Consider the following 12,443-nt stretch of genomic DNA (forward strand, 5'->3'; position numbering starts at 1 on the left):
AACCCTCTAACTGGAAGCGTGAAATGAGCCAAGTTCTGATCGAAAGCGTGTCGGCGGTGATCGTCGATCTGCCGACCATCCGCCCGCACAAGCTGGCGATGCACACCATGCAGCAGCAGACCCTGGTGGTGATCCGCGTGCGCTGCAGTGACGGCCTCGAAGGCATCGGCGAGTCGACCACCATCGGTGGCTTGGCCTATGGCAACGAGAGCCCGGAGAGCATCAAGCAGAACATCGACAGCCACCTCGGCCCGCTGCTGGTCGGTCAGGACTCGGCCAATATCAATGCCGCCATGCTGCGCCTGGACAAGGCGGCCAAGGGCAACACCTTCGCCAAGTCCGGCCTGGAAAGCGCGCTGCTCGACGCCCAGGGCAAGCGCCTGGGCCTGGCGGTCAGTGAGTTACTCGGCGGCCGCGTGCGCGACAGCCTGGAAGTGGCCTGGACCCTGGCTTCCGGCGATACCACCAAGGACATCGCCGAGGCCGAGCAGATGCTCGATCTGCGTCGGCACCGCATCTTCAAGCTGAAGATCGGCGCCAACCCGGTGAGCCAGGATCTCAAGCACGTCATCGCCATCAAGCAGGCCCTGGGCGAGCGCGCCAGCGTGCGGGTCGACGTCAACCAGGGCTGGGACGAGTCCCAGGCCATCCGCGCCTGCCAGGTGCTGGGCGACAACGGCATCGACCTGATCGAACAGCCCATCTCGCGGATCAACCGCGCCGGCCAGGTGCGCCTGAACCAGCGCAGCCCGGCGCCGATCATGGCCGACGAATCGATCGAGAGCGTCGAGGACGCCTTCAGCCTGGCGGCCGACGGAGCGGCCTCGGTGTTCGCCCTGAAGATCGCCAAGAACGGCGGCCCGCGCGCCGTACTGCGCACCGCGCAGATCGCAGAAAGCGCCGGCATCGCCCTGTACGGCGGCACCATGCTCGAAGGCGCCATCGGCACCCTGGCCTCGGCCCATGCCTTCGTCACGCTGCGCCAGCTGACCTGGGGCACCGAGCTGTTCGGCCCGCTGCTGCTGACCGAAGAAATCGTCACCGAGGCGCCGGTTTACCGCGACTTCGCCCTGCAGATGCCGCGCACCCCGGGCCTGGGCCTGACCCTGGACGAAGAGCGCCTGGCGTTCTTCGCCCGCAAGTAGAGCGGAGGAAATTCCCATGCTGTTCCACGTAAAGATGACCGTCCGCCTGCCGGCCGACATGGACCCGGCCAAGGCCGCCCAGCTCAAGGCCGACGAGAAGGAACTGGCCCAGGGCCTAATGCGCGAAGGCAAGTGGCGCCACCTGTGGCGCATCGCCGGGCACTACGCCAACTACAGCGTATTCGACGTGGCCAGCGTCGAGGCCCTGCACGACACCCTGCTGCAGCTGCCGCTGTTCCCCTACATGGATATCGAAATCGACGGCGTCTGCCGCCACCCCTCGTCGATTCATAGCGACGACCGCTAAGAGGGTATTTGCAAAAGTAGCGAGCGATGGCCAGGCAAGGCGAAATCAGCCGAGAAAGCGGAGTGTACGAGTAGTACATGAGCATTTTGAGGCGGATTTCAACGCAGCTTGGTCGAGCGCAGTAATTTGCAAACACCCTCGAAGCCCCGACAACAACAAGCGAGGAAATACTCATGACCGTCAAAGTTAGCCACACTGCCGAAGTCCAGGACCTGTTCAAGGAGGCCAGCGGCCTCAACAACGACCAGGGCAGCCCGCGCCTCAAGCAGCTCACCCTGCGCATCATCAGCGACATCGCCAGGATCGTCGAAGACCTGGAGGTCAGCGACGACGAGTTCTGGAAGGCGGTGGACTACCTCAACCGCCTAGGCGGGCGCAACGAAGCCGGCCTGCTGGCGGCTGGCCTGGGCATCGAGCACTTCCTCGACCTGCTGCAGGACGCCAAGGATGCCCAGGTCGGCCTCAGTGGCGGCACCCCGCGCACCATCGAAGGTCCGCTGTACGTCGCCGGCGCCCCGGTCTGCGAAGGCGAGGCGCGGATGGACGACGGCACTGAGCTGGACCAGGCCACCGTGATGTTCCTCGAAGGCGTGGTGCGCGACACCGATGGCCAGCCGGTGGCCGGTGCCGTGGTCGACCTGTGGCATGCCAACACCCAGGGCAACTACTCCTACTTCGACAAGAGCCAGAGCGCCTACAACCTGCGTCGGCGCATCGTCACCGACGCCGAGGGCCGCTACCGCGCCCGCAGTATCGTGCCGTGCGGCTACGGCTGCGCCCCGGACGGTCCGACCCAGGAATGCCTGGACCTGCTCGGCCGCCATGGCCAGCGCCCGGCGCATATCCACTTCTTCATCTCCGCGCCGGCTTATCGTCACCTGACCACCCAGATCAACCTGGCGGGTGAGAAGTACCTGTGGGACGACTTCGCCTACGCCACCCGCGACGGCCTTGTCGGCGATATCCAGTTTGTCGAAGACGCCGCCGCCGCGCGCGACCGTGGCCTCGACGGCAACCGCTTCGCCACCCTGGAGTTCAACTTCCAGCTGCAGAAGGCCCCGGCTCCGACCGCCGAGCAGCGCAGCGCCCGCCCGCGTGCACTGCAGGACGCTTAAGCACTCGACGCTTTAGCCCCCTCTCCCGTTTACGGGAGAGGGCTGGGGAGAGGGCTGGGCAGGCAACTCGGTGCTGCTTGTCTCCCTCTCCCCCGACCCCTCTCCCATGAATGGGCGAGGGGAGCAAAGCGCCCGTGCGCTGATATGAGCCGTACCGTCACTTCTCCCTTTGAGTGGGTGGCTCATAACAAACAACAAGAGCGTTTCCAAAGGAACGCCATGTTTACCTTGCGAGGGACCATGAAAGCCCTGCTCAACGACTTCAGCCTGCCCGCCCTGGTGGCCGGGCTGCTCGCCACCACCATCTCCTACGCCGGGCCGCTGGTGCTGATCTTCCATGCCGCGGAAAGCGCCGGCCTGTCGCAGGCGCTGCTGTCGTCCTGGGTCTGGGCCATCTCCATCGGCAGTGGCGCGCTGGGCCTCTTGCTCAGCCTGCGCTACCGCACGCCGGTGGTGATCGCCTGGTCGATCCCCGGCAGCGCGCTGCTGGTCGGCGCCTTGCCCGAGCTGGGCCTGAACCAGGCCATCGGCGCCTACCTGGTGGCCAACCTGATCCTGCTGCTGATCGCCCTGAGCGGCAGCTTCGACCGGCTGATCGCCCGGCTGCCCGGCTCCATCGCCGCCGGCCTGCAGGCAGGCATCCTGTTCGCCTTCGGCATCGAGGTGTTCAAGGCGCTGCCCGAACAGCCACTGCTGATCGTCAGCATGTTCGTCACCTACCTGCTGCTGCGTCGCAAGGCGCCACGCTACGCGGTGGCCGGCGTCTTGCTCGTGGGCGCTGCGCTGACCCTGCTCGGTGGTCAGCTGTGCAGCGAGGCGCTGGTGCTGCAGCTGGCCACGCCGCAGTGGATCGCCCCGGAGTTCAGCCTGGCCGCCACCCTCAACCTGGCGCTGCCCCTGGTGCTGGTGGCGCTCACCGGGCAGTTCATGCCGGGCATGGCGGTGCTGCGCAATGCCGGCTACGCCACCCCGGCCAGCCCGATTATCGGCGCCAGTGCCCTGGGTGGCGCGCTGCTGGCGCCGTTCGGCTGCCACGGCCTGAACCTGGCGGCGGTCACCGCCAGCCTGTGTACCGGCCGTGAGGCCCACGAGGACCCCGAGCGGCGCTACGTGGCCGCGGTGGTCGGCAGCCTGGCTTACCTGGCGCTGGGCATCGGCGGCGCCACCCTGGTATCGCTGTTCGCCGCCTTTCCCGCGGCGCTGATCGCCGCCTTGGCCGGGCTGGCGCTGTACGGCGCGTTCAGCGAGGCGCTGGCGCGCAGCCTGAACGAGACCGCCGAGCGTGACGCCGGACTGTTCACCTTTCTGGTGACAGCCTCCGGGGTGAGTTTCCTCGGCCTGTCGGCGGCCTTCTGGGGCCTGCTGTTCGGCCTCGGCGCGCATCTGCTGCTGCGCCTGCGCCGGACGCCAATACCGGCGCCGCGCGCCGCGCCCGCGCGCGACTGACGCAAGCCCTGATCCACCCCCGCAACCGGCCGCCCCGAGGCTGCCGGGCGGATTCCTGCAACCTCGATAACAACAAGAGCACCACGACGATGATGCACACCCCACGCCTTTGCCTGCTGTCCACCGCCATTGCCGCCTGCCTGCCGAGCCTGAGCCCGGCCGGCGAGGGCGGCTTCATCGAAGACACCACTGCCAGCCTCACGGCGCGCAACTACTACTTCAGCCGCGACTTCTCCGACATAGTCGGGCCGAACCAGCAGTCCAAGGCGGAGGAGTGGGCCCAGGGCTTTATCCTCAACTTCAAGTCCGGCTATACCGAGGGTCCGCTGGGCTTCGGCGTGGACGCCATCGGCCTGCTCGGCATCAAGCTCGACAGCGGCCGTGGGCGGGTCAACAGCGGCCTGCTGCCGGTGCAGGACGACGGCGAGGCGGCCGACGAATACAGTCGCTTGGGCGTGACCGGCAAGGTGCGCCTGTCCAAGACCGAGCTGAAGGTCGGCGATCTGCAGCCGAACCTGCCGGTGCTGGCGTTCTCCGATATCCGCCTGCTGCCGCCCAGCTACCAGGGCGTGAACCTGACATCCAGCGAGATCGCCGGGCTGACCCTGCAGGCCGGCCACCTCAACTCCACCAGCCTGCGCAACGAGGCCGGCGACGACCAGATGATCGCCATGCTCGGCCACCTGCCGCAGCGCGGCGCGGTCAGCGATGCCTTCAACTATGCCGGCGGCGACTACGCCTTCAATGCCGCGCGCAGCACCGCCAGCGCCTGGTACGGCCAGTTGGAAGACATCTACAACCAGCGCTTCCTCGGCCTCAAGCACAGCCAGCCGCTGGGCGCCTGGACCCTCGGCGCCAACCTCGGCTACTACGACGCCCAGGAAGACGGCGACCGCCTGCTCGGCGACATCGACAACCAGGCGTTCTTCTCCCTGCTGTCGGCCAAGCACGGCGGTCACACCGTCTACCTCGGCTACCAGGCCATGTACGGCGACAACGCCTTCCCGCGGGTGTTCGCCAACATCGCGCCGCTGGGCAACGAGGTGCCGACCTACGAGTTCGCCTCGGCCGACGAGCGTTCCTGGCAGGTGCGCTACGACTACGACTTCAGCGCCCTGGGCGTGCCGGGGTTGATCGCCGGGGTGCGTTATATCCAGGGCGACAATGTCGATGCCCAGGCCACCAACCGTGGCGGTCCGCAGTATGAGGGCAAGGACTTCGAGCGTGACCTGGATATTGGCTACACGGTGCAGAGCGGCGCGCTGAAGGGCCTCGGCGTGCGCGTGCGCAACGTCACCGCACGCTCCAACTACCGCAGCGACATCGACGAGAACCGACTGATCTTTAACTACAGCTGGAACCTGCTTTGAGGTGAGGGCGGCCGGACCTGGGGTCCGGCCAGCCAGGCACCTAGGCCTGACGCCCTTGGCTGAAAAATACACAGAGCTGTTCGATTATCGAACCAATAGTCGATTATCGGATTGTTTGGTCACAGGCCCGGCGCTAACTTCTATTCACCGGCGTGCCTGCGCCACGTAAACCACACGAGAACTCCCATGGCTGAAATCCTCTCCCTGCGCGAAGCCATTCAGCGCTTCGTTCACGACGGCGACAGCATCGCCCTCGAAGGCTTCACCCACTTGATCCCGACTGCCGCGGCCCATGAAATCATCCGTCAGGGGCGCAAGGATCTGACCCTCAACCGCATGACCCCGGACCTGGTCTATGACCTGCTGATCGGCGCCGGCTGCGCGAAGAAGCTGGTGTTCTCCTGGGGCGGCAACCCCGGCGTGGGTTCGCTGCACCGCCTGCGCGACGCGGTGGAGAAGGGCTGGCCGCATGCCCTGGAGATCGAGGAACACAGCCACGCCGATATGGCCAACGCCTATGTGGCCGGCGCCTCGGGTTTGCCGTTCGCCGTGCTGCGCGCCTACGCCGGCTCAGACCTGCCCAAGGTCAACCCGCTGATCAAGAGCGTTACCTGTCCGTTCACCGGCGAGAAGCTGGCCGCCGTGCCCAGCGTGCGCCCGGACGTCACCGTGATCCACGCGCAGAAGGCCGACCGCAAGGGCAATGTGCTGATCCAGGGCATCCTCGGCGTGCAGAAGGAAGCTGCCCTGGCCGCCAAGCGCTGCATCGTCACAGTTGAGGAGATCGTCGACGAGCTCAATGCGCCGATGAACGCCTGCGTGCTGCCGGGCTGGGTGCTGAGCGCCGTGTGTCTGGTGCCGGGCGGCGCGCATCCGTCCTATGCCCACGGCTACTACGAGCGCGACAACCGCTTCTACCAGGCCTGGGACCCGATTGCCCGCGACCGCGACCGCTTCACTGCCTGGATCGACACCTATATCCGTGGCACTGCCGATTTCGCCGCCTACCAAGCCAAGCTCGCGGAGGCCAACTGATGAGCGCCTACAGCACCAATGAAATGATGACCGTGGCTGCCTCGCGCCGTCTCGGCAACAGCGATGTGACTTTCGTCGGCATCGGCCTGCCGTCCAAGGCGGCCAACCTGGCGCGCCTGACCCACGCCCCAGACGTGACCCTGATCTACGAATCCGGCCCGATCGGCGCCAAGCCCAGCGTGCTGCCGCTGTCCATCGGTGACGGTGAACTGGCCGAGACCGCCGACACCGTGGTGCCCACTGGCGAGATCTTCCGCTACTGGCTGCAGGGCGGGCGTATCGACGTCGGCTTTCTCGGCGCGGCCCAGGTCGACAGGTTCGGCAACATCAACACCACGGTTATCGGCGACTACCACAACCCGAAAGTGCGCCTGCCGGGTGCCGGCGGCGCGCCGGAGATCGCCGGTTCGGCGAAGAAGGTGTTCATCATCCTCAAGCAGGGCCACCGTACCTTCGTCGACAAGCTGGCCTTCATCACCTCGGTCGGCCATGGCGAAGGCGGCGAGCATCGCCAGCAGCTGGGCCTGCCCGGTGCCGGCCCGGTGGCGATCATCACCGACCTGTGCATCATGGAGCCGGAAGCCGGCAGCAAGGAATTCGTGGTCACCTCGATCCACCCGGGCGTAAGCCGCGAGCAGATCATCGCCGCCACCGGCTGGCCGATCCGCTTCGCCGCGCAGGTGGCCGAGACCTCGGCGCCCGAGGCCTTTGAGCTGGAAGCGCTGCGCGCCCTGGAAGCACGTACCGCCGCCGCCCACGGCCAGGCTGGGGGTGATGAATGAGCCGCGACGTCTTCATCTGCGATGCCATCCGCACGCCGATCGGCCGCTTCGGCGGCGGCCTGGCAGCGGTGCGCGCCGACGACCTGGCGGCCATCCCGCTCAAGGCCCTTATCGAGCGCAATCCAGGCCTGGATCTGACGGCCATCGATGAAGTCTTTATGGGCTGCGCCAACCAGGCCGGCGAGGACAACCGCAACGTCGCGCGTATGGCTTTGCTGCTGGCGGGCCTGCCGGAGAGCATCCCAGGTGTGACCCTGAACCGCCTCTGTGCCTCGGGCATGGATGCAGTGGGCACGGCGTTTCGCGCCATCGCCGCTGGTGAGATGGAGCTGGCCCTGGCCGGCGGCGTCGAGTCGATGTCGCGTGCGCCCTATGTGATGGGCAAGGCCGACAGTGTCTGGAGTCGCAACCAGAAGATTGAGGACACCACCATCGGCTGGCGTTTCATCAACCCGCTGATGAAGGCGCAGTACGGTGTGGACGCCATGCCGCAGACCGCCGACAACGTGGCCGACGATTACCTGGTCAGCCGCGCCGACCAGGACGCTTTCGCCCTGCGCAGCCAGCAGCGTGCCGGGCGCGCCCAGGCCGAGGGCTTCTTCGCCGAGGAAATCGTCCCGGTGGTGATCAAGGGCAAGAAGGGCGATACGGTCATCGAGCAGGACGAACATCTGCGCCCGGACACCACCCTTGAAACACTTAGCAAGCTTAAGCCGGTCAATGGCGAGGGCAAGACCGTCACCGCCGGCAACGCCTCGGGAGTCAACGACGGCGCTGTGGCGCTGATACTGGCCTCCAGCGATGCGGTGCAGAAATATGGTCTGACCGCCCGCGCCAAGGTGCTGGGCATGGCCAGCGCCGGCGTGGCGCCACGGGTAATGGGCATCGGCCCGGTGCCGGCGGTGCGCAAGCTGCTCGAGAGGCTGAAAATCAGCATCCATGACTTCGGCGTGATCGAACTCAACGAAGCCTTTGCCGCCCAGGGGCTGGCCGTGACCCGCGAACTGGGCTTGGCCGACGACAGCGACAAGGTCAACCCCAATGGCGGCGCCATCGCCCTCGGCCACCCGCTGGGTGCCAGTGGCGCGCGCCTGGTGCAGACTGCTCTGCATCAGCTGGAAAAATCCGGTGGCCGGCTCGGCCTGGCGACCATGTGCGTCGGCGTTGGCCAGGGTCTGGCCCTGGCCATTCAACGTGTTTGAAGAGGAAAACGACGTGCCTGTGATTGCTCTTGCTGATGGCGACCTGAACTACCAGCTCGATGGCCCGGCCGGTGCGCCGGTGCTGGTGCTGTCCAACTCCCTGGGCACCGACCTGCATATGTGGGATGCCCAGGTGCCTGCCTTCAGTCAGCATTTTCGTGTGCTGCGCTACGACACCCGCGGCCATGGCCAGTCGCTGGTAACGCCCGGCCCTTACAACATCGAGCAACTGGGCCGCGATGTGCTGGCCCTGGCTGATGCCCTGGATATCCAGGCGTTCAGCTTCTGTGGCCTGTCCATGGGCGGCCTGATCGGCCAGTGGCTGGCGATCAACGCACTGCAGCGCATCCAGCGCCTGGTGCTGTGCAACACCGCGGCGAAGATCGGCAGCCCGGAAGTGTGGAACCCGCGTATCGACACTGTAATGCGTGACGGCCAGACGGCCATGCAGGCGCTACGTGATGCCTCCATCGCCCGCTGGTTTACTCCGGAGTTTGTTGCGGCCGAGCCGGCCAAGGTGGAGTCGGTGGTCGGCATGCTCGCCGCTACCTCGCCCCAGGGCTATGCCGCCAACTGCGCGGCGGTGCGCGATGCCGATTTCCGTGAGCAGGTCGCGACGATCACGGCACCGACCCTGATCGTCTGCGGCACGGCCGATGTGGTGACTACGCTGGAGCACGGGCGCTTCCTGCAGGCGCATATCCGTGGCGCCGAGTTGGTCGAGTTCCATGCTGCGCATTTGTCCAACGTCGAGGTTGGCGAGCGGTTCACCCACCAGGTGCTCGACTTCCTGGCCGCATGAGCAATCCTGCCGGGGCAGCGGTGGCTTTTCAGGGCTGTGCGGGTTTGCTGCGGTAAGAGCGGATCGTCACGGTTCGGTCCTGGGCTTGAGTTGCTCTGGCTGCAAGTCCCGCATAGCCTGCAAGCGGCCCTGACGTTACTCACCGCGCAGCAGCCCGAGCGCGAGCTGCGGGAGGCCAGGCTCCAGCTGAGTTCAGCCGAACCCGAGCTCCTGGTGCATGCCGCTATTGCTGTTCAATCGGGGCATAGGTGTGCACTACAGGCCCGTACATGGATGCTTGGTGCTCATGGCGCACCCAACAAAAAGGCCCGAAACGGAGCGTTTCGGGCCTTGATCACAGCACGTATCAGATACCGAACTTGTCACGCAGGGTGTAGTACCAGGCGCCGATGGCACTGAACGGGACCTGGAACAGACGACCACCCGGGAACGGGTAGTGCGGCAGGTCGGCGAAGGCGTCGAAGCGCTCGGCTTGGCCGCGCAGCATTTCCGCCAGCACCTTGCCGGCCAGGTGGGTGTAGGTCACGCCGTGGCCGCTGCAACCTTGCGAGTAGTAGATGTTGTCGCCGATGCGGCCGACCTGCGGCAGGCGCGACAGGGTCAGCAGGAAGTTGCCGGTCCAGGCGTAGTCGATCTTCACGTTTTTCAGCTGCGGGAAGGTCTTGAGCAGCTTCGGACGGATAATTGCCTCGATGTTCGCCGGATCGCGGGCACCGTAGACCACGCCGCCACCGAAGATCAGGCGTTTGTCGCCGGACAGACGATAGTAGTCGAGCAGATAATTGCAGTCCTCGACGCAGTAGTCCTGCGGCAACAGGCTCTTGGCCACGTCATCGGCCAGCGGCTCGGTGGTGATCACCTGGGTGCCACATGGCATCGACTTGGCTGACAGCTCCGGCAGCAGGTTGCCCAGGTAGGCGTTACCGGCAACCACCACGAACTTGGCTTTGACACGGCCGTTCGGGGTGTGCACCACCGGGTTGGCGCCACGCTCGACGCGAATGGCTGGCGATTGTTCGTGGATCACGCCGCCCAGCGACTCGACCGCAGCGGCTTCACCGAGGGCCAGGTTGAGCGGGTGGATATGGCCGCCGCTCATGTCGAGCATGCCGCCAACATAAGCGTCGGTGCCGACCACTTCGCGGATGCGCTTGGCGTCCATCAGTTCCAGCTGGGTATGGCCGTAGCGCTCCCACAGCTTCTTCTGCGACTCCAGGTGCTTCATGTGCTTGGGCGTGTTGGCAGCGAAGACGCCACCGTCCTTCAGGTCGCACTGGATGTTGTACTTGGCGATGCGCTCACGAATGATGCGGCCGCCTTCGAAGGCCATCTGGCCGAGCAACTGTGCCTGCTTGGGGCCGACAGTGCGCTCGATCACGTCGATATCGCGGCTATAGCTGTTGACGATCTGCCCGCCGTTACGCCCGGATGCGCCGAAGCCGACTTTGGCGGCTTCCAGTACGGTCACTTTGAAGCCGTTCTCCAGCAAGAACAGCGCAGTCGACAGACCGGTGTAGCCGGCACCGATGATGCACACATCGGTTTCCGTCTCGCCTTGCAGTTCTGGGCGTGCAGGAACCGGATTGGCGGAAGCGGCGTAGTAGGACTGGGGGTAGGGGGTGTGCGTCATATTGGAACCTTTGTTCTTTATTTTTTACGAATGAGGGGATGCTACTCGACTTGAAAATGCCCGGCTAGCCTCTGTGCAAAATTTTTAACGTTTCGTGTCAAAGACAAAAAAGCCACTTTTTCAGCTACTTAGCTGAAAAGGTGTTGACAGTCATGCGCTTATCCGTAAAATGCGCGGCCATTGCAGGCACATAGCTCAGTTGGTTAGAGCACCACCTTGACATGGTGGGGGTCGTTGGTTCGAATCCAATTGTGCCTACCAAACAAACCCGTACTGCACGGGGCTTAGAAGGCGATCCGAAAGGATCGCCTTTTTTGTTTGGGCGATTGTGGGAAAGCGAAGTGGCAGTTCAGGCTCTTGGCCTGCGCTTACTCGTACTGCTCACGCGACTTTTCTGCCCTGATCCGCTCGATAGTGCTCCGTCATCTGCTCAGCAGAGCTTGGATATATCCCTGACTGTAGCCGTGCTGCACGTTCAGCCAAGTGCCTAATGTCCGGATTTCATGACGGGCAGATCTCGACCAGCCGAAGTGCAGCTTGTCGGTGTCTGAGTTGGCCGCTATCGCTGGTGTGTCGCAGGCCTGTTTGGTCGCGCAGTTGCGCAGCAAGGTAGGCGTCAAGGCGAACAGCCGAAACGTCGCCCACGTTCAGAGCTGCTCCCGTAGAAAGTCGACGAAGGCCATCGTCCGTGCCGAACGTCGCCGCTCGGCGCTGAACACGGCGTGAATGGGCAGTGCTCTGGTCCGATAATCGTCCAGCACGGTGGCAACCTTGCCTTGTTCGAGATCGGCCGCGAACAGCCATTCGGGAGATAGGGAGATTCCCAGGCCGGAGAGGACCATTTCGCGGATGGCCTCGCTGCTGTTGCTGGTCATGTTGCCCCTGATGGCAACCTCGAACTCCTCTGCGCCACGGCTGAAGTGCCAGCTGTCGTAGTGCTCCAGCAAGGTGAAGCCGATGCAGTTGTGGCCACTCAGTTCGCATGGCGTGCGCGGTACGCCATGCCGTGCCAGATAGGACGGCGCTGCGTAGACCCGGCGTGCGCTGGTTCCCAGAGGTGCCGCCACCAGGCCTTCATTGCGCAGCACGCCGATACGGATGGCCAGGTCGATATCTTCCTTGAGCAGATCTTCGTTGTGATCGCTAAGTCTGAAGTCGATCCGCACCTCAGGATGACGCTGCAGAAACATGCCTATCCGCGGTGCGATGCACAGCCGTCCGTAACTTACGGGCGCGGCAATGCGCAGTTGCCCGGCGATCTGTTCCTGGCCGCTGGCGAAGCTCAGCGTGGCGCTTTCCAGGTTGGCGAGAATGTCCTGGCTGTGTTCGTAGAACCTCTGACCCTGATCGGTGAGGGCCAAATGTCGGGTGCTGCGGACGAACAGCGGCCCGCCGAGATGCTGCTCCAGGGCCCGGATCTGCTTGCTCACCGCCGGTTGCCCGAGGTTGCGCTCGCGAGCTACCGCGGAGAACGAGCCGCGCTCCACGACACGGACGAAGATGCGCATGCTGTCGAACAGATCCATCGGCAATAGGCCTCTTTCCGGAATAGGTGATATGCACTTTTAGCTTCTTATCGGAATGCTGGGGTGACGGCAATCTGCAGGTG

11 protein-coding genes and 1 tRNA gene are annotated in these 12,443 nt (G+C 64.9%); 10 read left to right on the forward strand and 2 right to left on the reverse strand.

Translation table 11 applies throughout. From position 1 onward, the window contains the following. Positions 1 to 23: 23 nt before the first annotated feature. The 9 genes from H3H45_RS17485 to pcaD all read left to right on the forward strand — a co-directional run bounded on the left by H3H45_RS17485 (position 24) and on the right by pcaD (position 9,204). Positions 24 to 1,145 carry a muconate cycloisomerase family protein gene (locus H3H45_RS17485; RefSeq protein WP_182834969.1) on the forward strand — a complete coding sequence of 374 codons (1,122 nt, stop codon included), beginning with the start codon at positions 24 to 26 and terminating at the stop codon, positions 1,143 to 1,145. Between the two features lie 16 nt (positions 1,146 to 1,161). After that, on the forward strand, positions 1,162 to 1,452 hold the full coding sequence (catC, locus tag H3H45_RS17490) for a muconolactone Delta-isomerase (protein WP_160490745.1): 291 nt from the start codon (positions 1,162 to 1,164) through the stop codon (positions 1,450 to 1,452). Between the two features lie 173 nt (positions 1,453 to 1,625). Next, positions 1,626 to 2,567 (forward strand): catechol 1,2-dioxygenase, encoded by a 942-nt coding sequence (gene catA, locus H3H45_RS17495; RefSeq protein WP_182834970.1) that lies wholly within the window; start codon positions 1,626 to 1,628, stop codon positions 2,565 to 2,567. A gap of 240 nt (positions 2,568 to 2,807) precedes the next feature. Continuing rightward, a complete protein-coding gene (locus H3H45_RS17500; protein WP_182834971.1) occupies positions 2,808 to 4,013 on the forward strand; it encodes a benzoate/H(+) symporter BenE family transporter in 1,206 nt (401 codons plus the stop codon). A gap of 89 nt (positions 4,014 to 4,102) precedes the next feature. Next, complete coding sequence (locus tag H3H45_RS17505; RefSeq protein ID WP_182834972.1) at positions 4,103 to 5,383, forward strand: OprD family porin; 1,281 nt, start codon at positions 4,103 to 4,105, stop codon at positions 5,381 to 5,383. Positions 5,384 to 5,569: 186 nt separating this feature from the next. Further along, positions 5,570 to 6,418, forward strand: coding sequence for a CoA transferase subunit A (locus H3H45_RS17510; protein WP_182834973.1), 849 nt, complete (start codon positions 5,570 to 5,572; stop codon positions 6,416 to 6,418). Next, positions 6,418 to 7,200 (forward strand): CoA-transferase subunit beta, encoded by a 783-nt coding sequence (locus H3H45_RS17515; protein WP_182834974.1) that lies wholly within the window; start codon positions 6,418 to 6,420, stop codon positions 7,198 to 7,200. The genes H3H45_RS17510 and H3H45_RS17515 overlap by 1 nt, the downstream gene beginning before the upstream one ends. Further along, a complete protein-coding gene (gene pcaF, locus H3H45_RS17520) occupies positions 7,197 to 8,402 on the forward strand; it encodes a 3-oxoadipyl-CoA thiolase (protein WP_182834975.1) in 1,206 nt (401 codons plus the stop codon). Before H3H45_RS17515 ends, pcaF begins: the two co-directional genes overlap by 4 nt. A gap of 13 nt (positions 8,403 to 8,415) precedes the next feature. Continuing rightward, positions 8,416 to 9,204, forward strand: a complete 789-nt coding sequence (pcaD, locus tag H3H45_RS17525) for a 3-oxoadipate enol-lactonase (protein ID WP_182834976.1) — start codon at positions 8,416 to 8,418, stop codon at positions 9,202 to 9,204. A 346-nt stretch (positions 9,205 to 9,550) separates the two neighbouring features. Here pcaD and H3H45_RS17530 read toward each other — a convergent pair whose 3' ends face one another. Continuing rightward, positions 9,551 to 10,834, reverse strand: coding sequence for an NAD(P)/FAD-dependent oxidoreductase (locus H3H45_RS17530; protein ID WP_182834977.1), 1,284 nt, complete (start codon positions 10,832 to 10,834; stop codon positions 9,551 to 9,553). Between the two features lie 184 nt (positions 10,835 to 11,018). On the opposite strand from H3H45_RS17530, the gene H3H45_RS17535 reads away from it, so the two are divergent. Next, positions 11,019 to 11,095, forward strand: a tRNA-Val gene (locus H3H45_RS17535). A gap of 386 nt (positions 11,096 to 11,481) precedes the next feature. Here the strand turns inward: H3H45_RS17535 and H3H45_RS17540 are convergent. Next, positions 11,482 to 12,360: a LysR family transcriptional regulator gene (locus H3H45_RS17540; protein ID WP_182834978.1), complete on the reverse strand. Its 879-nt coding sequence runs from the start codon at positions 12,358 to 12,360 to the stop codon at positions 11,482 to 11,484. Between the last annotated feature and the right edge of the window lie 83 nt (positions 12,361 to 12,443).

Origin of the sequence: Aquipseudomonas guryensis (assembly GCF_014164785.1) — a bacterium.
GTDB lineage: Bacteria > Pseudomonadota > Gammaproteobacteria > Pseudomonadales > Pseudomonadaceae > Aquipseudomonas > Aquipseudomonas guryensis.

Coding starts and splice junctions, on each gene's coding strand:
- H3H45_RS17500 (WP_182834971.1), top strand. CDS start 2,808: ATGAAAGCCCTGCTCAACGACTTCAGCCTGCCCGCCCTGGTGGCCGGG.
- pcaF (WP_182834975.1), top strand. CDS start 7,197: ATGAGCCGCGACGTCTTCATCTGCGATGCCATCCGCACGCCGATCGGC.
- catC (WP_160490745.1), top strand. CDS start 1,162: ATGCTGTTCCACGTAAAGATGACCGTCCGCCTGCCGGCCGACATGGAC.
- H3H45_RS17530 (WP_182834977.1), bottom strand. CDS start 10,834: ATGACGCACACCCCCTACCCCCAGTCCTACTACGCCGCTTCCGCCAAT.
- H3H45_RS17510 (WP_182834973.1), top strand. CDS start 5,570: ATGGCTGAAATCCTCTCCCTGCGCGAAGCCATTCAGCGCTTCGTTCAC.
- H3H45_RS17515 (WP_182834974.1), top strand. CDS start 6,418: ATGAGCGCCTACAGCACCAATGAAATGATGACCGTGGCTGCCTCGCGC.
- catA (WP_182834970.1), top strand. CDS start 1,626: ATGACCGTCAAAGTTAGCCACACTGCCGAAGTCCAGGACCTGTTCAAG.
- H3H45_RS17540 (WP_182834978.1), bottom strand. CDS start 12,360: ATGGATCTGTTCGACAGCATGCGCATCTTCGTCCGTGTCGTGGAGCGC.
- H3H45_RS17485 (WP_182834969.1), top strand. CDS start 24: ATGAGCCAAGTTCTGATCGAAAGCGTGTCGGCGGTGATCGTCGATCTG.
- H3H45_RS17505 (WP_182834972.1), top strand. CDS start 4,103: ATGATGCACACCCCACGCCTTTGCCTGCTGTCCACCGCCATTGCCGCC.